We start from the raw sequence: 20,334 nt of genomic DNA on the forward strand, positions 1-20,334 counted from the left end.
GGTAGGGTCCGTCGCGAGGGGCGAAGGAGCCTCTCGGACGACCAACCGATTCACATTAGGAGGGAATCATGGAAAAGAATCTGTCTCGTCGCAATTTCCTCGCGGGCGGTGCTGCCGCCAGCATGCTCGGCCTTGCGGCCCTGACTGGCTGCGCGCCGTCGACGCCGAAAACTGCGGGCGGCTCCGAAGGGGGCGCCTCGAAGGGCGAGGGCTCTCAGATGACTGCCACCGCGAGCGACAAGCCGTGGGAGGTCGCCCCGGCTCCTATCGCCGAGGCCGAGATCGCTGAGACCATCGAGAGCGACGTGGTCATCATCGGCTTGGGCGCATCGGGCACCTATGCGGCCACTTCGGCTATCGAGAACGGCCTGTCGGTCACCGTGCTCGAGCGCAACGACACGTTCAATGCGAACGGCGGATCCCATTTCATGTTCAATTCGAAGTGCCAGCTCGAACAGGGCGAGGCGGTGGATACGGCCGTTGCCGTTAAGGACTTCCTGAACATCGGCAATTATAAGATGGATGGAAGCGCGGTATGGGCCTGGGCCAACCGCTCTGGCGAGGCAGCCGATTGGTTTGCCGATGTCGTAGAACCCTACGGCCTGCATCCCGTTCTCCAGCATTCCGATGACGTGGTGATCGAGAAGATTTATCCGGGCACCATCCTGTTCATCGGCGGCGCCAACGAGCCTACTTCTGCCATCGACCAGGATCCCTACAATGGCGATTTGGGCCTCGGGTTCGTTCCAGAGGTCGATCTTCTGGGTACGCTGCTCGAGCACATTCAGGGCAAGGGGGCCGATGTACGCTTCAAGCACACTTCCCAGCAGCTTGTGCGTGAGGAGGGCGGCCGTGTGACGGCGGTCATCGCCACCGACGAGTCTGGCGCCTACAAGAAGTTCGTCGGCACCAAGGGCATCGTCGTGGCCACGGGCTCCTACAGCCAGGACGCTGATATGCTCAACTATTTCTGCCCCATGGTCACCCATAATCCTAACGGCGATAAGGTTGCGCAGTTCAACATGGGCGATGGTTCGGGTATCAAGCAGTCGCTGTGGGCGGGCGGCGCTATGCAGAACAACGGCGACCACCCGCCGATGATGTTCTGGGGAGCCACCAACTGCATTAAGAACGTTATGGTGAACGCCACTGGCAAACGCTTCATCGACGAGAACGCCGGTCAGTCCAATATGGCCGCAGCCCAGTTCAACCAACCTGGCTCGACCATGGTGGCGCTATGGAACGACGCCTATGCCGAGCAGCTGCCCGCCATCTCCTACCGCGCCGATGATCCTTCGTGGGCTGCGAAACCCGAGGAGCTGCTGGCCAAATGGAACGCCCTGGTAGAAGAGGGCATCTTCATGAAGGCCGATTCCCTCGACGAGATTGCCGCCGCCTACGAGCTTCCTGCCGACGTGTTGCAGCAGACTGTGGACACCTACAACGGCTACTGCGCTGCGGGCGAGGACCTGGAGTTTCATAAGGATCCCGCGACACTTCACGAGCTGACCGGCCCCTATTTCGCCACCAAGTACGATGTTCCCGCATCGCTTGCTTGCATGGGCGGCTTGCATGTGAACGCGCAGTCCCAGGTGCTGACGGCTCAAAGCGAGCCCATCGAGGGCCTGTACGCCATCGGCCTGGCGGCCGGCGATTTCTATGCCAACCAGTACAGCACCCGCTTTGCCGGCAACAGCCTGGGGCGCTGCATGACCTTCGGCTATCTGGTGGGACGCCAGCTGGCGGGCTTGGAATAACCCGACGGCCTGTTGCGCCATTGTGCCAGTCCTGCCCCCTCCCTATGGGCTGGAAGTACCGGGGCCTCCTTTAGGAGGCCCCGGCTTATTGAGACGTTAACCCGTTCGTAGAAAGAAGGAAGGACCCCTGTCACGAGGGGTCCTTCCTGTTGGATGAGCCGTTCGCAGAAGGGAGGGGGCTGCGAACGATCGGGTTGGTTTGCGGGGCTTAGGCCTCGGCCAGCTCGTGGCCGAGCATGTAGCCGAAGGTGATGCAGCGGCCGTGGCTGTTGCCGGCCACGTTGATGGGGTAGTCCACCGCGGTGATGTCGCCCATGATGTTGCCGAGCACATACAGGCCCTCGATGACGTTGCCGTCGGCATCCAGGCACTGGAAGTCGTTGTTGCACTTCAGGCCGCCGGTCACGGCGAGCAGCGCGGGACCGACCTTCAGGGCGTAGAACGGGCCCTCCTTCACAGGGGTGAGGAACACGGGCTTCTTGTAGTAGTCGGTGTCCTCGCCGGCCTCGCACATGCCGTTGTAGCGGTCGACGGTGGCGGTCAGGGTCGCGGCGTCGCAGCCGATCTTCTCGGCCAGCTCCTCGATGGTGTCGGCCTCATAGGCGATACCCTGCTCGATGTACAGCGGGATCTGGGTCTGGAAGTAGTCGGGAGCCAGCTGCAGATCGCTGCCGTAGGGGCGGAAGCTGTCCCAGAACATGCCGCCGCCGTAGGGCAGGCCGTTCACCAGATCGGTCGGCCAATTGGCGTCGAACACCGACCAGGCCTCGCCGTTGGGCTGGCGGTTGATGGCCAGCGACTTGCCCTGCACCCAGGTATCCTCGCACATGAAGCGCTCGCCGTTGTCGTTCACGAACAGGAAGGGGCCGTGGAACCAGCAGAAGGCCTGGGGATGCATCATGGTGGGGAAGGGCAGGTCCTGCAGCTGGGCGCCCACCCACATGCCCATCTTGTGGCCGTCGCCGGTATTCACGCCGGCAGGAGTGTACTGGCTGCGGGGCTGACCGTACTCCACGCAGATGGGGGCGTAGGCCTCGCACATCTCCGGGTTGCCTCCGATGTCGCCGGTGGCCAGCACCACGCCCTTGGCGGCGTTGTACTGCACGTAACCCTCGTCGGTCTCGCAGATGCAGCCGGTCACACGGCCCGACTCGTCCTTTACGAGCTGCACGGCGGGGGAGTTGAACACGAACTCGGCGCCGTCTTCCACGGCATCGCGGTAGCACAGCTCGGCACCGGCGAAGCCCGTGGACTCTAGACCGGCCTCCTCGGGAATCATGAACATGTGGTAGCCCGGCTGCTCGGCGTACACGTCGTCGTGGCTGTAGAAGGCGCCCACCATGGCGGAGCCGCCCAGGGCCTCGCACTTGTCGATGAGCCAGTTGGAGGCCTCCTCGGAGTTGTTGAAGAACTTCACGATGAGATCCTCGTTGGTGCGGCTGGCGCACTGGGCGATCCAGTGCTGCTTGGCGTTCACCTTGTCCACCTTGATGCCCAGCTCGTCCATGTAGCGGGAGTTGATGGCGCCGAATCCGCCGCCGCGGCCGTTCCAGCTGGCCGACTTCTCCACGACGGTCACCTTGCCGCCCTTCTCGGCCGCGGCCGCGGCGCAGGCGCAACCGGCCAGGCCCGCGCCGATCACCAGGATGTCGGTGTCCACGGTGGAGGCGATGTCGGTGATGGGCTCGGGAGCGATCTCCCACTCATAGGTAGCCGCGCCCGTGGCGGCCATGGCGCTGCCCTCGGCGGCCTTCTGCTCGGCAGCCGGAGCGCAACCGGCCAGACCCGCGGCACCCGCGGCCACGGCGGCCGTGGCGCCCAAGCCGAAGAACGCGCGGCGGGACATTCCCTTGTTCGTGATTTCAGACATTGAAACCCCTTCCGTTACGCGGGGACGCATGCCCCGCACCTTTCCTTCGGGGATCCGCGAACCAAAGCGGTCCGCGTTCCCTCCCATGGCGCATGTTCGTTGTTTGCGCGATGTCAATCATCTGGCGAATCGGTTCATTTCCCCACATGAGAACAAAATGGGCCGAAATGGCCCATAGGAGTTTTCCTCACACTTCTTGTGGAGAAATAGGCTTTGAGCTAGATTGTGTAGACGCGCTTGGCAAGGGAAAGGGAGGGTGCCAAGATGGCTGCAGAAAAAGGGGAGCCGCTCCGTTCGGGGCGCTTCGCCGACGGGCGTCTGCTGGGTCTGGGATTCTGGCAGGCGTGGCAGATGGTGGTGCTGTGCACCCCGTTTATCGTGACGGGAAATGCCGACGCTATGCCGTTCGGGAACCCGACGTTGGTGCTGCTGGCGCTGATGACGGCCAGCTATGCGCTCGTCGTGCTGCTGTCGCGGCGCTTTGCCCCCTTCTTGGGGCGACGCGACTCTTTCGTGCTGGCAGGCGGCCTGACGGCGGTCGGAACGCTGCTGATGCCCGTGGGGCTTACGGGCGCCATCTCCATCGCCCCGGTTGTCTTCGCTATCGGTGCAGCTGCGGCATCGTTGGGCAACGCCCTGCTTATTATTATGTGGGGCGAGCTGTGGAGCGCTTTGGCCACGGGCCGCGTGGGACGGCACCTGTACGCCTCCTACACGTTCTCCTTCGTGCTGTTCTTCGTCGCCTACGCCCTGCCGGCGCTCGCGGCCATGGCCTACACGGCCCTGCTGCCCATCGCGTCGGCCCTCATCCTGTTCGCCTGCAAGAGCGAGCCGCGCCGCGAGCCCTCGGTCATCCCGCTGGATATCAAGACCGTGCCGGTGGCCCGTCTGCTCGTCTGCGTGTTCCTCATCAGCGTGGTGTGGGGCACCAGCCAGGGAATGCTCGATCCCTACGCCGCCGGCGACGAGCACTTCATCGCCAAGGCGATGCTGCTGGCCGGCGGCGGCATCGGCGCCATCACCTTGTCCATGATGCTGTCCCAGGAACCGGACGAGGCCACGGCCCTGTACCGGCCCGTCATCCCCGCCGTGGTCATCGGGCTCATCCTGCTGCTGCTCCAGCCGGCGCTCTACCCGTTCCTCGGCAGCGGCCTGGTCATCATGGGCATCTACTGCCTGGACATGCTGATGATGCTCGTCTCCACCGACGTGGCCTTCCGCGGGCGCATTTCCGTGGCCATGTCCTTCGGCGTCACCATTCTCATCGCGCGCACGGGCACTCTGGTCGGAACGGCACTGGCCGATGCTCTGACCGGCGCCCCCTTCTGGTCGCCCCAGCTGCACAACGACACCTTCCTGCTCAGCGTGCTGACGCTGGCCATCATCGGCATGCTGTTCTTCACCATCGCCGATGTGCAGCGGCTCTACGTGACGCCGCGCACGGGGGTGCCCGATGCCAGCTTGGAGGAGAAGTGCGCCGCCATCGCGGCGATGGGGCGTCTGACGAACCGCGAGAGCGAGGTGCTGGTGCTGCTGGCCCGCGGCCGCTCGGTGCCCTATATCTGCGACGAGCTCTCCATCGCCCAGGGCACGGCGAAGCACCATGTGAGCAACATCTACCGGAAGCTGGGCGTGGCCGATCGCCAGGGACTGTTGGATGCCATCGAGCAGGGAGGCGTGGGCAAGCCCGGTTGGGAGTAGATCGCCGCGGGAAAGTTGACGGTTGGCTGCGGGAAGATGACCTGATGTTAACGATGAGAGGGAACATCAGGTTTGCCTTACCGGGCGATGCTAGCATGGCCGCATGCAGAGGTCGGCGCGGGCACGGCAGTTGAGAGGAGCCCCCGCTTCCGGCTCGCATTCGGTTCCGATGCCCAAGGAGGCGGCGATGCTTTCCGAGAGATTCCTCACCACCGTGGTTCGCACGATGACCAAAGACCAGCTGGCGCTGAACCCGGTGCCGAACATCACCCTGCCCGACCCGGTGCCCGGGCATGTGTACACCTTGTATGCCCACGTGCCGTTCTGCGAGCGGCTGTGCCCCTACTGCAGCTTCAACCGCTATCCGTTCCGCGCCGAGGTGGCGCGGCCCTACTTCAAGGCCATGCGCCGCGAGATGCGCATGCTGGCCGAGCGCGGCTACGACTTCGAGAGCATGTACGTGGGCGGCGGCACGCCCACGGTGATGATCGACGAGCTGTGCGAGACCATCGACTTGGCCCGCGAGCTGTTCTCGGTGCGCGAGGTGAACTCCGAGACGAACCCCAACCACCTGACGCCCTTCTATCTGGATAAGCTGAAGGGACGCGTCCAGCGCCTGTCGGTGGGGGTGCAGAGCTTCGACGACGGCCTGCTGAGGCAGATGGACCGCTATGACAAGTACGGCTCCGGCGACGAGATATTCGGGCGCATCGGCGAGGCGGCGGGGTACTTCGAGTCGCTGAACGTGGACATGATCTTCGATTTCCCGTCGCAGACCGAGGATATCCTGCTGCGCGATTTGGAGCGCATCGCCACCTGCGGCTGCCAGCAGACCACATTCTCGCCCCTGTACCAATCGAACGCCACCATGAAGAAGATGGCCGCGACTCTGGGCCCCATGAGCTACGACCGCGAGCACCGCTTCTACCAGATAGTGGACGGGGTGCTGGCTGGCGGCGAACGCCCGCTGTTCGAGCGCCGCACGCTGTGGACCTTCAACCGGCTGGACGACCATGCACGCCCTCAAGAGAACCTGGAAGTGGACGAGTATGCCGTGGCCTACGAGGAATGCGTGGGCGTGGGCTCGGGTTCCATCACGCATCTGGGCGGCGATTTGTACGTGAACAGCTTCGGGCTGGGGGAGTACCGCACCGCCATCGCCGAGGGGCGGCTGCCCCTGCTGGGCAAGACGGCCCTGTCGCGTCACGATCTGATGCGCTACCGCTTCCTGCTGCAGCTGTACGGACTGCGCTTCGACAAGCGCCAGTTCAAGGAGGATTTCGGCTGCAGCGTGGATGCCGGCCTGCCCGTGGAGATGGCGTTCCTGCGCCTGAATGGCGCCTTCGCCACCGACGACGATGCCGAGCTCACCCTCACGCCGCGCGGGCGGTACCTCACCGTGGTGATGTACCGCCAGTTCCTGGCCGGCTTGAACAACCTGCGCGAGCAGGCCCGGGCCAACCTGGCCGGCCCCGAGCGCGAGCTGCTGTTCGGCGACGGCCGTCCCGCCGCCTAGGCCGGCGCGCAGGTCGAGGTGGCGATCGCGCTTTTCGGGCCGTTGTCTGCCGCTGGGGCGAAATTGGGAAAATTCTTCTTGCAAAGCGCGAACGGTAAGGGTATTATAAGCAAGCTGTTTGGGCGCAAGCCTGAAAGCACCAACGGGTTGTGGCGCAGTTTGGTAGCGCACTTGACTGGGGGTCAAGGGGCCGCAGGTTCAAATCCTGTCAACCCGACCAGAAACAAAAGAGCCGGCTTTCCGCCGGCTCTTTTTTGCATTAAACGCAAGGCGCCCCGACATGATGCCGGGGTGCCACAATAGGGAGGGTGAACTCGGCTGCCGCGAAGGACTATTCGTCTCCGTGGCCCAAGGGGTTGCCGTTGGCGTAATCGCTGCCCAGAATAGAGCTCATCGGAACATCGCCCATCCAATCCTCAGCGAAGGTGCCGCCGAGTTGGTTCTCGACAATATGACGTGCCGCGACGCAAGAGCACCAAAGCGCAACGGGCTGGTTGGTTCCGCCTCCATACACCTGGCTGTCCCAGCCATGAGTAGCGATTCCCGAGGCATAAAGACCGACAATGGGTTTGCCGTCGGGGTCTATCACCTGCGCGTCTTTGCTTATGTGAATGCCTCCGTTGGTGTTATAGGCGTTCACGCCCAGCTTTGCTGCATAGAAAGGCGGCGTCTGAAGCGCCCAGATAAACTCCTGGGGCTTGCCGAATTCGTCAGGTTGCTCTCCGGCCGCGGCAGCGTTGTAGGCATTGATGGTCGCAACGAAGTTTTCCACGCTGAAGCCAGGGACGGTTTCAGCGAGAGCCTCTCCGAGCGCCTCAATACTATCGGCCTGATGGAACCAGGAGCTGCCGCTTACGCGTTCGATTTCCGGCTGAACCGTGAGCGGCTGCCCCTGCTTCGTGGCGGAATCAAAACCGTTGTGGCCATTCTGCCACTCGCCAGCCTCCCAGCGCTGGATGTAAGAAGCGTCGAAGATCGAGTATGCCTGGCTTTGAGAGAGCACCATCTGGGGAATGCAAGTGAAGAACAGCTGGGAACCAGTGTTGAACGAGAAGGACTCGTCGTAGAACCGATTACCGTACTCGTTCACAAAGCAATCAGAGAACTGGAATCCCGCCGCGGTGTTGAGATCTGAGTCGAATCCGCAGGGATCTTCTGCAGTGCCGATGCCCGCGAAAAAGCCGTCGATCGTCTGGAGACCCGTCCTCCCATGAGCGGTTTGCTCGGCCATGAGGTGTCCGTCGCCGTCCTGCCCGATACCGAGGGGCATGATCTTGTTGAGATCGACATTGGAGTAGAGTTCTAAGAGCTCGGGATTGGTGTTCATGCCACCCGAGGCGATGACAACGGCTTTCGCATTGAGCTGCGTCACCTTTCCGTCCTTGTCACGGTACTGCACGCCGGTAACATTGTACTCGTCCTCGAGCACCAGAGCCGTAGCTCGCGATTCCATACGAATGTCGACCCCAAGCTCCTCGGCTTGAGGAGTGAGGGTGGCGATCATAGAGGCGCCGGTGCCGCCGTCGTAAAGAGGCTGCCCCGAGCCGTAGTCTTTTACCACCACATGGTGTTTGCCGAACAACCAGTCGGCGCAATCGCCCTGCTGTATCTTCAAAGCATAGAACAGAGAGGGGTCGACCACGAAATTGCGCTGGATGACTTCGGCCTGAACGGCTTTCACGGCCTCGGCAGGTGTCATGTTGAGAAAGCCTCCACCGCCTTCCGCGAAACTCGTATTGCCTCCGAGCGTGTTCTGCTTTTCCAACATAACCACGTGGGCATCGGGAGCCTGCTCCTTCGTCAACATGGAGGCGGCGAAGCCACCCATGCCAGAACCGATGACCACCACATCCACATCTTCCACCGCATCGGGATCGACGGGAATAGCGATGGCGTCGGGGTTGCTATAGCCGGGAGATACTCGGCCTGCTCCCTCGACGGCTCCGTCGATATTCTCAGAATCCTGTCGGTCGGCATTATTGGTTGCTGTTGATGTGGGCGATTGCGGAGAGCAAGCGGCAAGCATGGAGCCTGCCGCTGCCGCCGTCGCGGCGGCAAGGCCTCCCTTCAAAAACGTGCGACGGTCGAAATTCGCGGAAATCTCGTTCATGGACAATCCCTCCTTGTGGCCGGTTGCTAAGACGGCCCCATGGTAGTAAGGAGGGCGTTGCGTAATCAATCGCGAATAAAGTGTGAAATATTTTTAAACTGTTGATCAGGGAAATTACCTTATGAAAAGGTTTCCTCACCCTTTTTTCGCGATGTGTCAAGTGCTTCGAGGAGACTCTCCCGAGAGGTAACACCAGCCTTTTTGTAGATGTTGCGCACATGGGTCTTGACGGTGTTTTCCGATATGAAAAGCTTCTCCGCAATCTGCCTATAGGGAGTTCTCTCCGCCAGAAGGAGCACGATTTCCATTTCCCGAGGGCTGAAGTCATAGATTTCACCCCAATGGTTTTGGGAAGATGCGCACGATGCTTCTGTCTTGCGATGTGCGCTTACGGCCGTCCCAGCGTCCTTTCGATCGGCCGGCGAACGCTTTGAGCGCCAGTAAAGCAAGAGCATCGAGGCGATCAGAATGAGGTACACAAGGCTCGTCACCAGTTCGTGGGAGAGATGAGGAGGCGTGAGAGCCCCTATAAGCTGGCCAAGCTGACTCACGAGAAAAAGGAAGGATATGTCGCGCGTCAGCGTGCGAAAATCGTCGGCCGAAGACAGCGTTGCCGCGAAGTACCACATAAGCACAAAGAAGCAGGCGAACCCTCCTTGGTTAATGGCGGCGGGCACAATAGCAAGAGGACTGCGCAGAGCAACGAGCAGAAGGCCCGTTGCCACAAGAGGAACCACGAAGAGAAGACAGATATCAAAGAGGGAGAGACGTCTTTGGAAAATGAATACAACAGCTAGCAGCAAAGCCGAGCACAACGTACCAATGCATTCCGATATGAGTCCAATGACCATCGCGGAAGTATTGGGGTTTCCAAATGCGAATGTCCGTACGAGACCATAGCCCAACCCCGTGAGAACCGCCAAGAGCAGCAGCGTCCTCAGGCCGATGTCGACCTGCGCGGTCCCGGCGGCTCGGCCGTGTCCTAGGGGCTTGCGCGAGAAAACGAACCAGCAGCATGCGGATGCGACCACAAAAGCAGCCGAGAAAAGCAAGGCGAAATGAGCGGGAAAAAGCATGAAGGCGAAAAAGAGGACGACACCGGCAACGATTTCGACAGCACAAACAAGGGGCATGCAGCGCAGATCGACTCGCGCATGAAGTTCGCCGTACATGATCAGGGCAAAGCTATTTCCAATGCCAGAGAGCACAGCGCCGCATTCGCCTAAAGGCAGGTAGGCATGCGAAACGAGAGGCGCAGCCAGCATTCCCAGCGCGACGACCGAGAGCACCGCAAACAAAAAGAAAGGGAGACGGTGATCTGAAATTTCACATCCAGGCTTGCGCGATGAGAAAATCCCTGCTGCCCCGAGGGCGATCACAGTGCCCCCAACGGTAAGAAGAAATCGCCCGTCGTACCCATCGACCAGTGAATCGGCCGACGCAACCCCAGTGTTCCAGAGAAGCAAATAATGGCTTCCCCACCAGAACATACTGCCAAGAATAAGAAGAATATTGCAGGAAAAAAATTGTTTCAGCGAGTGAAGCGACCCCTCCTTCGCTGAAGCAGTATGTGCTGGCGATGTCTGCGAGAGCTTCAGCACCCACTCACCCTCTCCCTATGCACGGCTTTTTCGCAAGTTGGTATTGTACTCCTTTTCGCTTTGTCCGACGGGGGGGCTTCTCCGCTTGCTTTCTTGCTCGCAACGCCAACGTCAATGGTTTTATAGGAATCGTCGATGAGGCAAGTATTCTCGACATCTTTGCCTCGTGGTACGCTTCGGGAAAACGACGAGAGGGGAGTCCCATGAAGAAGGTTGTTGCCCAGGATCCGCTGGATTATGAGATTCGTGGAATGTACCGCTTCGCCACGCTCAAGGAAGATGCGACCTTGGTCGACGAGGTGCGCGACGCGTGGCCCGAGAATCCGCGGCTGCTCATGGTGGCCGCCGATCCCGACGACGACACGCTCACGGAGAACCTGGCGCTGGATCTGGCCTCCGCGTTGGTGAAGGCGGGGCTTGCGGTAGGGGAGGTTCGCGTTCTCGAGGCTGAGACGGCCTCGGTGGCCGCCCAGCTGATTCCGGGAGCCGACGTCATCGTGCTCGCCGACGGGGCGGACGAGGTGCGCGATGCGTTCTACGGGGAAGTGTCGCTGCCGAACTTGCTGAAAACGGCAAAGGACGACGCCGTCCTCATCGCCCTCTCGCCTCAGGCCCTGGAAGCGGCGGACGCATAGGCCCGGCGCCCTCAGGCGCCGTCGACGAGATCGATGAGGTCTTCGCGCGACGACAGGTTCAGCTTGCCGTAGATGTGGCGCACGTGGGTGCGCACGGTGTTCTCGGAAATATAGAGCTTCTTGGCAATATAGGCGTGGTTGTAGCCGCGCGCCAGATAGTACAGCACATCGATTTCCCGGGGCGACAGACCCCCGCTCTGGGCAATCTCATCGCAGCGGCGATGGATGTAGCTGCGCGTGTCGTCGGCGGCGCGCTCGGGCACCAGAGATGCCTTCTCCTCGCGATTGTCCAGGGCGAAGGACACGGCCATCAGCCCCAGGTACACGGCGAACATCACCAGGCAGAGAGTGCGCCCGTCGGTGCCCACGACGGCGATGGACTGCAGTCCGGCGACGAAACACAAGGCGAACAGCACGAAGGCGGCGGAGAACACCAGGCGCGGCGCGATGGGCACAGTGCGCACAGCAGCCGCCATGTTGCTCCACATACAGAGGGCCACCACGGCGAAGCTGCCCGACGACAGGATGTTGCCCGCGAAGCGCAGATCGGGAAACGCCTGGTTGATCACGGGGATAACGAGCAGCAGCATCACAGCCACCGGGTACACCGTCTGGTCGAACAGGCGCAACGGCGAAGTGCCGCGGCTGCGCGCCGACACCGCGGCCACGGCCAGCCCCATGATGAGCGGCCCCGCCACCATGGCTCCCCACACCTGATGGGCTACGCGCATGTCCTGCTCCGACGAGACGATCGGATCCCACGTGAGCCCGAAGATGAAGCAGCTGAGGCACGCTCCCGCCAGGGGCATCCACAGCACGCGCAGGGCCCGCAGCACGGTGCGGCCTCCATCCCGCGTCACCTCGTTGTCGACGGGGACGATCGGCGACACGCGCTTTTGCGCCGCCAGCGCGCAGCCGGTGCTGGCGACAATCAGGACGACGACGATGAGCCATGCCGCCGTGCCGAACCCGGCTGCCTCGTGCGCAGCGTGGCACAAGCTGGCGATGACCAGGGCTACGGCGCCGTTGGGCAGCAGCTGCTCGGGTTCCAGATGCGCATAGAGCGATCCCCAGCCGATGGCGACGAGCATCAGCGCCGCCCCGAAAAGCACGCAGAGAGCGAGGGCGGCACTCGCAGGAACCGCCGCAAAGCCGTCGTACCACCCGAAGAGCCCGATGCTGCCGACCGCGGCCGCACCGCCCGATCCGACCAGCAGCCCGCGCGAGGGCATCGCGAAGCCGGCACCGATCCGACCGCGAACGGCGCCTGCGACCATGGCAGCGGCAGCCACGGCGGCCCCCAAGGCCATGGCCGTCACATCGGAGAGCAGCGCCACAGGCAGCGCAACGCCTCCCAAATCCGTGAAACGGACGGCGCAGAGGAAGGCCGCCCAAGCGCAGCCGACGCCCCAGAAGGGCGCTCGCAAACGCCGGCACGAGCCCTCGGCTGCCGCGTTTTCTTGTGTTCCAGCTCCCATAACCCCTCCCAAGGTTTTTATCATAACGCCTGGTCAAATCTTCGAATCACCAATTCCATTGATGGGCGGCGATACGAATGGCTCTGCGTTTTCCGCCCTTTTCATCGATTTCAGCGATAGGCGGCAGGCGCTTCGGTGCCTATTCTAGCCAATCGCAGGCCGCCGCGTCGGAGAAAGTTCCGCCCCTGCGGCCCGCGCATCTGTTCACCGATTAAGGTTGAAAGAAAGGGAGAGGGTTATGAAGGAAACCTCCGCAAACGGCTTCTCGCGTCGCGACTTCCTAAAGGGGGCTGCCGCGGGCACCATGTCCATCGCGGCGCTCGGCGCCTTGGCGGGCTGCGCGCCCGCGGGCGGCGAGGCCGCCAAGACCATGGCCTCCACCGGCGAGGCCGCTGCCGAAGGCAGCAGCTACGACGTGATGGGCCAGCTGTCCACCTTCAATCGCGGCGAGGCGCCCGACAAGGTGGCCGCCACGACCGCCGAGGAGTACATCATCTCCAAGGGCGACGGCGTGCTGTCGGCCGGCGGCGGCTGCGATCCGCTGGGCATCACCCCCGCCGATTTCATGCTGAACACCCCGGCATGGCTCGGCGAGGCCCCGGTTGTCGACAACGTGGCCGACACCGAGAGCTGCGACGTGCTGGTGGTGGGCGCCGGCAATGCGGGCACCGTGGCCGCCCTGCGCTGCGCCGAGGCCGGCAAGTCGGTCATCCTGGCTGAGATGCAGACCTACGACGAGTACGACGAGTACGCCTGCGACATGGCCTGCTACAACAACAGCCTGTTCCTGCAGAAGGGCACGCCCGAGGTGGACGCCATGGACGTGTTCAACGAGTACATGCGCCTCTCGCGCGGCCATGCCCACCAGCAGCTGGTGCGCGACTACGCCACGCGTTCCGGCGAGATGTTCGACTGGATGTGCACCCACATCCCCGCCGAGTACGTCGAGAAGTACGCCAAGACCTCCAACTACAAGGGCAACGAGAACTTCAACGGCAACTGCTGCGGCCAGTGGTCGTGGCCCGCGATGGTGCAGTGGCGCGACGAGGAGACCAACATCAACATGTGGCCCTTCGTCATCCGCTCGGTGCACAGCGCCTTCGAGAACGCCGGCGGCCAGATGCGCTGGGGCTACCAGGGCGTGGTGCTGGTGAAGGACGGCGAGGCTGTGACCGGCGCCATCTTCCAGGACGTGGACGGCACCTACCACCAGATCGACGCCAAGGCCGTCATCATGTGCGCCGGCGACTTCGGCGGCAACCCCGACATGCGCCTCGATCTGTCCGACCAGATGCGCAATCTGGCCTGGTCCTACGGTGCCGACCGCACCGACGTGTCCGCTATCGGCGGCATGGGCCGCGACGGCTCCGGCATCAAGATGTGCCTGTGGGCCGGCGCTACCATGGAGGGCGGCCCGCGCGCCGGTCAGGCTGCCGGCGTGAACGGCGTGCCCGGCTTCGCCTTCGGCGGCAACTGGCCCTGCTTCGGCAACGACGGCAAGCGCTTCATGAACGAGAACGTGGTGAAGCACGGCTCCAACGGCTTTTTGGACATGCTGCCCGAGGGCTTCTTGATGGCCAACGTCACCGACGCGAACTGGGAGACCTACCTGAGCTACCAGGGCTTCGGCCACGAGACCATGGACCGCTCCTCCGACTACATGGTGGCCGAGGTGCGCGCCAACATGGATGCTTACGTGACCGGCCCCGACGGCTTCGACGTGCGCGCCTTCTCGCGCTTCGGCAAGGAGTACTCCACGGTGTACGCCGCCGACACGCTGGACGAGCTGGCCGACATCATCGGGTATGCCGGCGAGGCGAAGCAGAACTTCCTGGCCGAGGTGGAGCGCTACAACGAGCTGTGCGCCAAGGGCCACGACGACGATTGGGGCTGCGATCCGCAAAGCCTGTTCCCCATCAAGGACGCCCCCTTCTTCGCGTCGTTCTCCACGACGGGCGGCAACCCCTCCGGCGGCCTGTGCCAGCATGCGGCCGTGTGCACCGACGGCGGCTACCGCGTGCTGACGGGCGCCAAGGCCCCCATCGCCGGCCTGTACGCCGCCGGCAACAACTGCGGCCAGCGCTACGGCATCCAGTACGCCACGCCCACGGCCGGCAACTCCTGCGGCAGCGCGCTGACCTCCGGCTTCTGCGCCGCCGACAGCGTCATCGCCGATCTGGCCTAGCCTAACGCCAGCCTCGCGTTCGCGCGCCGCGCCCCTCCCCGCAGGCGCGCGAACCGTTCTTTGCGACGGCGGCCCGGAATCGGCCGCCGTCGTTTCTGCGATTGAAAGGAAGTCCCATGACCGAACGGCGCGATGCCATCGTGGCCATCGATGTTCCCCTCGCCTTGAACGGCGATGCCCTCGAGCGCCCGGGAATGCAACTCGGCTGGAACAGCGAGCGGTCCCGCCGCTACGCCGCGGCCCTCGTGGCCGAGATCGAAGCCAATGCCGGCCAGTTCGACGATTGTATGGTACGCGCCGTAGCGCTGGGCGGGGGAGTGGCTACCATGCTCGGCCGCGATATGGCGACGGTGATGGCCGCACTGCGGCGCAGCTGCCCGGTGGCCGACGACGCGTTCGTCAGCGCCACGGCCGCGGTGGCCAACATCTCGGGAGCCACCTTCCCGTTCTTCCGGCGCGCCGGCGTGAACCGTTTCGACTTCGAGATGATGTCGCTCGTGCCGGCCAACTTCACCCGCCTGAACCAAACTGACAACCTGGCCGATTTCCCGGTGGTCTGCGACCATTTCCTACACGCCTACGCCAACAAATCGCTTGGCGTGGTGCTGGCCTTTGGCGCGGCGGGGAAGGACGCGGACGAGCAGATAACGGCGATGCGCCGATCGGCTCTGGCCGCCGCCCGCACCCATACGGCCCACGTGCGCCTGGCCCCCGTCGGTCCCGCCCTCGCCGCCGACGGGGTCGCCTGCGAGGATCAGCGGCGCGCCATGGCCGACGCCCTCGAGGGCCACGGGCTCGCCGAGTACCTGCCCGGCCTCTTCGCCCGCCCGGGCGCCGAGGACCGCTTCGCCCTGATGGATGCCGCCGGCTGCCCCCGCATCGGCTTCGGCGCCGGGGCGCTGACGCGCATCGACGGCGCAACCAGCCGCAACACCGCCGATTTCGAGCGCTATTGCGTCCATGCGGCCGATTACGCCCTCATCACCGAGCAGGTGGGCACCGTCGACTGAGCAAGGCGGGTCAGATCGGGTTTCGCCGTGCGTCGGTTCCCCGCATTCTCGCCCTGCACCGCCGCGCACAACAGACGCTTGACGATTTTATGGCGCTTTGCCCCTGTGCCGACAACCAACTGGGCGATGCGTCATCATGAGCCTTTTCGTGGGCGAAACGCCCGCAGCAGATGCTGTTACCGTGGCGAGGGAGGATCTATGAACAAAGACGCGCTGGTCGTGGGGTTGGCGCTGTTCGCCATGTTCTTCGGCGCGGGCAACCTCATCTTCCCGCCGTTTCTGGGCATGGAATCGGGCTGGGAATGGCCGCTCGGCCTGGCCTGCTTCGTCTTCGTGGACGTGGTCATCTCCTGCATCGGCATCGTGGCCATCAACCGTGCGGGCGGCTCCATCCTTTCCATCGAAGGCGTGTTGGGCAAGCGGGCGGCCCTGGTGCTGAACACCGCCGCCATCTTGTGCACCGGCGTGATTATCGCCAGCCCGCGCACCGCCGCCACCACCTACGAGATGTCCATCGCCCCCTTGCTGGGCGACTGGATCGGGCTCTTGCCGTTCTCGCTGCTGTTCTTCGCCGTGGTGCTGCTGTTCACGCTGCGGCCCACGCGCATCGTCGACATCGTGGGGAAGGTGCTCACCCCGGTGCTGGTCGCGGGCATCGTCATCATGGTGGTCGCGGGCGTCGTGTCGCCCTTGGGGCCGGTGGTCGCCCCCGAATCGGCCACGGTGGTGGCCGACGGCATCTCGGCGGGCTACCAGACCATGGACATCCTGGCCGTGGTGGGCTTTGCCATCATCGTGCAGGAGTCGGTGCGCGCCGCCGGCTACGCCGATGCGAAAAGCCAGTTGTCGGTGACGGCGCGCGCAAGTCTGGTGGCCTGCGTGCTGCTCACCCTCGTCTACGGCGGCCTGACCTACCTGGGCGCGACGGCGGCCACGGTGGTATCTCACGATGTGAACCAGGCCACCCTCATCACGCTTATCACCGAGCAGCTCATGGGCCGTGCCGGACTCATCGTCTTGGGCGTCGTGGTGGGCTTCGCGTGCCTCACCACCGCCGTGGGCCTCTGCGGCGCCACGGCCGCCTATATCGAGCGCATCACCGGCCGACGCGTGGGCTACCGCACGGCGCTCATCGCGGTGGTGGTTATCGCCCTGCTCATCTGCAACCTGGGCCTCACCAACATCATCAACCTGGCGGCACCCGTGCTGTCGGTCATCTGCCCGCCTTTCATGATCACCGTCGTGCTGCTGCTGTTCCGCAAGCGCATCCGCTCCACGTGGACGTTCAAAGGGGCCGCGTTGATGGCCACCGCGGCCAGCCTGCTGCTGACCCTGCACGACGTGACGGGAGCTTTCGCCTTCGTGCAGGCCGCGCCATTGTACAGCTACGGCTTCAGCTGGCTCATTCCCGCTGTTGTCGGGGCCGCTGGGGGCGCGCTGCTGGGGCGTCGTTTCGATCAGAATTTATTGCAAGCGCACAATTAGCCTTACCCTTTTACCGAGCATTCGTCCCCCCATCAGGGAAGGGGGGCACGGACGCACCGCTTTCTTTGCTATGGTAGAGCGAAGATCATCGCGATCTCGCCTATGCGGGTGATGTCCATTGCCGCGCAGGGCCGATAGAAGGGTAAGGAGGACCTGCATGGAACTCAGCTTTGGTCTGCTCGGCTTCCTCATCGTGTTCCCCCTTGTTGTCGCCGCGATTCTGCTGTTCGTGCGGCACGAGGCCCCGCGTCGCGTCATCGTGTGCGCTGCCGGGATCATCATCGGGGTGGCATCTGTCGCGCTGGTGGTGATGAACCTGGGCGCGTCGTGCACGCTGTTCGAATTCCGCAGCGAGGCGATCGACTTCCTGTGCACCGCCATCTCCACGGCCATCGCCGCGATCATCATCGGCTTCGCGGTGCGCTACCGCAACGTGTGGGCCGGCGTGCTGGCCGTGGTGCAGATCGTGGGCACGTTGGTGCTGGAATTCGCCTTCGCCCATGCCATCGAGGTGCCCTACGGGCTGTACTTCGACTCGCTGTCGCTGCTGATGACCCTTATCATCGGCGTGGTGGGCAGCGGCATCTGCATCTACGCCGTGGGCTACATGGAGGACTTCCAAGCCCATGAGCCCGCCGGCGCCCCCGATCGGCGCCCGCTGTTCTTCGCGCTGATGTTCGTGTTCCTGTCCGCCATGTTCGTCATCGTGTTCTCGAACAACATGGAGTGGATGTTCACCGGCTGGGAGGTCACCACGCTGTGCTCCTTCCTGCTCATCGGCTACACCCGCACCGAAGAGGCCATCCGCAACGCCTTCCGCCAGATCATCATGAACCTGGCCGGCGGCATCGGCTTTTTGTTAGCGTTGTACTCCTGCGCGATCACCGTGGGCACCTTCTCGTTCTACGAGTTCCTCGCCATCGGCGCCAGCAACCCGGCGCTCGTGACCCTGGCCGTGACGGCCCTGGCCTTCGCCGGCATCACGAAGGCCGCCCAGATGCCCTTCCAGACCTGGCTTCTGGGTGCCATGGTGGCCCCCACGCCCACGAGCGCGCTCCTGCACTCGTCCACGATGGTGAAGGCCGGCGTGTTCATGCTCATCAAGCTGGCGCCGGTGCTGCACGGAGCTCCCGCCCCGGCCATCATGGTCATGCTGGTGGGCGGCATCACCTTCGCCCTCTGCTCGTTCATGGCCATCTCGCAGTCGAATGCCAAGCGCGTGCTGGCCTACTCCACCATCGCGAACCTGGGCCTCATCACCGCCTGCGCCGGCGTGGGAACGCCGGAGGCGGTGTGGGCGGCCTGCTTCCTGGTGCTGTTCCACGCCATCGCCAAGTCGCTGCTGTTCCTGTGCGTCGGCACCGCCGAGCACCACATCGGCAGCCGCGACATCGAGGACATGGACCTGCTGTTCGACCGCATGCCGCGCCTGGCCCGCTTCATGATGCTGGGCATCATGTGCATGTTCATCGCGCCCTTCGGCATGCTGATGGCGAAATGGGCCACGCTCGTGTCCTTCGTGGACACCCGCCAGGTGGCACTCATTCTCATCCTGGCCTTCGGCAGCGCCGCCACCTTCATGTTCTGGGCCAAGTGGCTCGGCAAGCTGGCCGGCGTGGCGGGCTCGCCGGAGAACGTGGAGCTGACTGTGAAGCCCACCGAGTGGGCGTCGCTTCTGCTGATGGCCGTGCTGCTGGTGCTCAGCTGCGTGTTCATGCCCTTTATCTCCGCCCTCAACGTGGAGCCCTACCTGCTGTCGGTGTACGGTTCCTTCGGCCAGGACATTTCCACCGACAATCTGTGGCTGGCCTCCATCTGCACCGTTATCGTGGTGCTGGTGCTGTTCGCCGGCGTGGGTCGCCAGCAGAAGAGCCGCAAGGTGAGCGTGTATCTGGCCGGCGTCAGCCGCGACGACGACTCCCGCGCGTTCCAGAACGCGCTGTCGGGCACCGCGGTGGCCACGGCCCGCAACTGGTACATGGACGAGGTGTTCGGAGAGAAGCGCATCGCGCCGGTGGGCGTGGTGTTCAACTCCATCATCATGGTGGTCGCCTTCGTCGTGGCCTTCGTCGTGACCCCGATGTTCTTCTAGGAAGGGTGGCTCGCTATGTCTTTGCTCTCAACGCTTATCGGCACCATCCTGTTCGCCATTGCGGCGCCGGTGGTCGGCTGTCTTCTGGCCGGTCTCGACCGCATCGTGAGCGCCCGCATGCAGGGCCGCGTGGGGCCGCCGCTTCTGCAGCCCTACTACGATGTGCGCAAGCTCTTCGAGAAGGAGCGCGTCAGCGTGAACTCCGTGGAGTCGGTGTACGTGGCCGCGGCGCTGCTGTTCGCCCTGCTGGCCGGCGGCGTGTTCTTCTCCGGCGGCAACCTGCTCCTGTGCGTGTTCGTCATCACGCTGTCGAGCCTGTTCTTCATTATGGCCGCCTATTCCACCCGCAGCCCCTACGCCGAGGTGGGCGCGGCCCGCGAGACGCTGCAGGTGATGGCCTACGAGCCCATGGTGCTGCTGATGGCCGTGGCCTTCTTCCAGGCCACCGGCTCGTTCGACGTGGCCGCTGCCCTCGCAATGCCCCATCCCATCGTGTGCACCATCGGCCTGGTGTTTTTGGGAGTGCTGTTCATCCTCACCATCAAGCTGCGCAAGTCGCCCTTCGACCTGGCGCTGTCGCACCACGCCCATCAGGAAATCGTCCGCGGCGTGACCACCGAGATGAGCGGTCCCACCCTCGGCCTGGTGGAGATCATGCACTGGTGCGAGAACGTGCTGTTCATGGGCTGGATCGGCCTGTTCTTCGTGTGGGGGAGCCCCGTGTCGGCCGTAGTGGTGGCGCTGGCGGTAGTGATCACGTACTTCCTTGAAATCTGGATCGACAACAACTTCGCCCGCGTGAAGTGGCAGTTCATGTTCAAGTCGGCGTGGCTTGTGGCCCTTATCGCCGGCGGCGTGAACATCGCCCTGCTCGCGTTTCTGTAAGGAGGTGCC

13 protein-coding genes and 1 tRNA gene are annotated in these 20,334 nt (G+C 63.6%); 10 read left to right on the plus strand and 4 right to left on the minus strand.

What is annotated here, in order from left to right:
* Nucleotides 1–68: 68 nt before the first annotated feature.
* On the plus strand, nt 69–1,757 hold the full coding sequence (locus VIN30_RS05405) for an FAD-dependent oxidoreductase (protein WP_338209919.1): 1,689 nt from the start codon (nt 69–71) through the stop codon (nt 1,755–1,757).
* 208 nt (nt 1,758–1,965) lie between these two features.
* On the opposite strand, the gene VIN30_RS05410 is transcribed toward VIN30_RS05405, so the two are convergent.
* The gene (locus tag VIN30_RS05410; RefSeq protein WP_326424670.1) at nt 1,966–3,627 is read right to left on the minus strand and encodes an FAD-dependent oxidoreductase; all 1,662 of its coding nucleotides are present in this window, start codon (nt 3,625–3,627) and stop codon (nt 1,966–1,968) included.
* Between the two features lie 264 nt (nt 3,628–3,891).
* Here VIN30_RS05410 and VIN30_RS05415 point away from each other — a divergent pair, with 264 nt between their 5' ends.
* From VIN30_RS05415 to VIN30_RS05425, 3 genes are all read left to right on the plus strand, one after another.
* Complete coding sequence (locus VIN30_RS05415; RefSeq protein ID WP_338209921.1) at nt 3,892–5,328, plus strand: helix-turn-helix transcriptional regulator; 1,437 nt, start codon at nt 3,892–3,894, stop codon at nt 5,326–5,328.
* 187 nt (nt 5,329–5,515) lie between these two features.
* The gene (locus tag VIN30_RS05420; RefSeq protein ID WP_338209923.1) at nt 5,516–6,844 is read left to right on the plus strand and encodes a coproporphyrinogen III oxidase family protein; all 1,329 of its coding nucleotides are present in this window, start codon (nt 5,516–5,518) and stop codon (nt 6,842–6,844) included.
* A 143-nt stretch (nt 6,845–6,987) separates the two neighbouring features.
* A tRNA-Pro gene (locus tag VIN30_RS05425) sits at nt 6,988–7,064 on the plus strand.
* 111 nt (nt 7,065–7,175) lie between these two features.
* On the opposite strand, the gene VIN30_RS05430 is transcribed toward VIN30_RS05425, so the two are convergent.
* Together VIN30_RS05430 and VIN30_RS05435 are read right to left on the minus strand one after the other, a co-directional pair.
* Complete coding sequence (locus VIN30_RS05430; protein ID WP_338209925.1) at nt 7,176–8,954, minus strand: FAD-binding protein; 1,779 nt, start codon at nt 8,952–8,954, stop codon at nt 7,176–7,178.
* A gap of 119 nt (nt 8,955–9,073) precedes the next feature.
* Nucleotides 9,074–10,555, minus strand: coding sequence for a helix-turn-helix transcriptional regulator (locus VIN30_RS05435; protein ID WP_338209927.1), 1,482 nt, complete (start codon nt 10,553–10,555; stop codon nt 9,074–9,076).
* Between the two features lie 203 nt (nt 10,556–10,758).
* On the opposite strand from VIN30_RS05435, the gene VIN30_RS05440 reads away from it, so the two are divergent.
* Entirely contained in the window at nt 10,759–11,190 is a 432-nt protein-coding gene (locus VIN30_RS05440) for a hypothetical protein (protein ID WP_338209929.1), read from the plus strand.
* 11 nt (nt 11,191–11,201) lie between these two features.
* Here VIN30_RS05440 and VIN30_RS05445 read toward each other — a convergent pair whose 3' ends face one another.
* Nucleotides 11,202–12,668, minus strand: a complete 1,467-nt coding sequence (locus VIN30_RS05445) for a helix-turn-helix transcriptional regulator (protein ID WP_338209930.1) — start codon at nt 12,666–12,668, stop codon at nt 11,202–11,204.
* A 238-nt stretch (nt 12,669–12,906) separates the two neighbouring features.
* Between VIN30_RS05445 and VIN30_RS05450 the strand changes: the two genes are divergently transcribed.
* The 5 genes from VIN30_RS05450 (at nt 12,907) to VIN30_RS05470 (ending at nt 20,325) form a co-directional block, all read left to right on the plus strand.
* The gene (locus VIN30_RS05450; protein ID WP_338209932.1) at nt 12,907–14,853 is read left to right on the plus strand and encodes an FAD-binding protein; all 1,947 of its coding nucleotides are present in this window, start codon (nt 12,907–12,909) and stop codon (nt 14,851–14,853) included.
* A 116-nt stretch (nt 14,854–14,969) separates the two neighbouring features.
* On the plus strand, nt 14,970–15,863 hold the full coding sequence (locus VIN30_RS05455) for a coproporphyrinogen III oxidase (RefSeq protein ID WP_338209934.1): 894 nt from the start codon (nt 14,970–14,972) through the stop codon (nt 15,861–15,863).
* A 198-nt stretch (nt 15,864–16,061) separates the two neighbouring features.
* The gene (brnQ, locus tag VIN30_RS05460; RefSeq protein WP_338209936.1) at nt 16,062–17,348 is read left to right on the plus strand and encodes a branched-chain amino acid transport system II carrier protein; all 1,287 of its coding nucleotides are present in this window, start codon (nt 16,062–16,064) and stop codon (nt 17,346–17,348) included.
* Between the two features lie 157 nt (nt 17,349–17,505).
* A complete protein-coding gene (locus tag VIN30_RS05465) occupies nt 17,506–19,440 on the plus strand; it encodes an NADH-quinone oxidoreductase subunit 5 family protein (protein ID WP_338209938.1) in 1,935 nt (644 codons plus the stop codon).
* A 15-nt stretch (nt 19,441–19,455) separates the two neighbouring features.
* Complete coding sequence (locus VIN30_RS05470) at nt 19,456–20,325, plus strand: NADH-quinone oxidoreductase subunit H (RefSeq protein WP_326424659.1); 870 nt, start codon at nt 19,456–19,458, stop codon at nt 20,323–20,325.
* Nucleotides 20,326–20,334 lie beyond the last annotated feature (9 nt).

It is taken from the genome of Adlercreutzia wanghongyangiae, from assembly GCF_035989245.1.
GTDB lineage: Bacteria > Actinomycetota > Coriobacteriia > Coriobacteriales > Eggerthellaceae > Adlercreutzia > Adlercreutzia wanghongyangiae.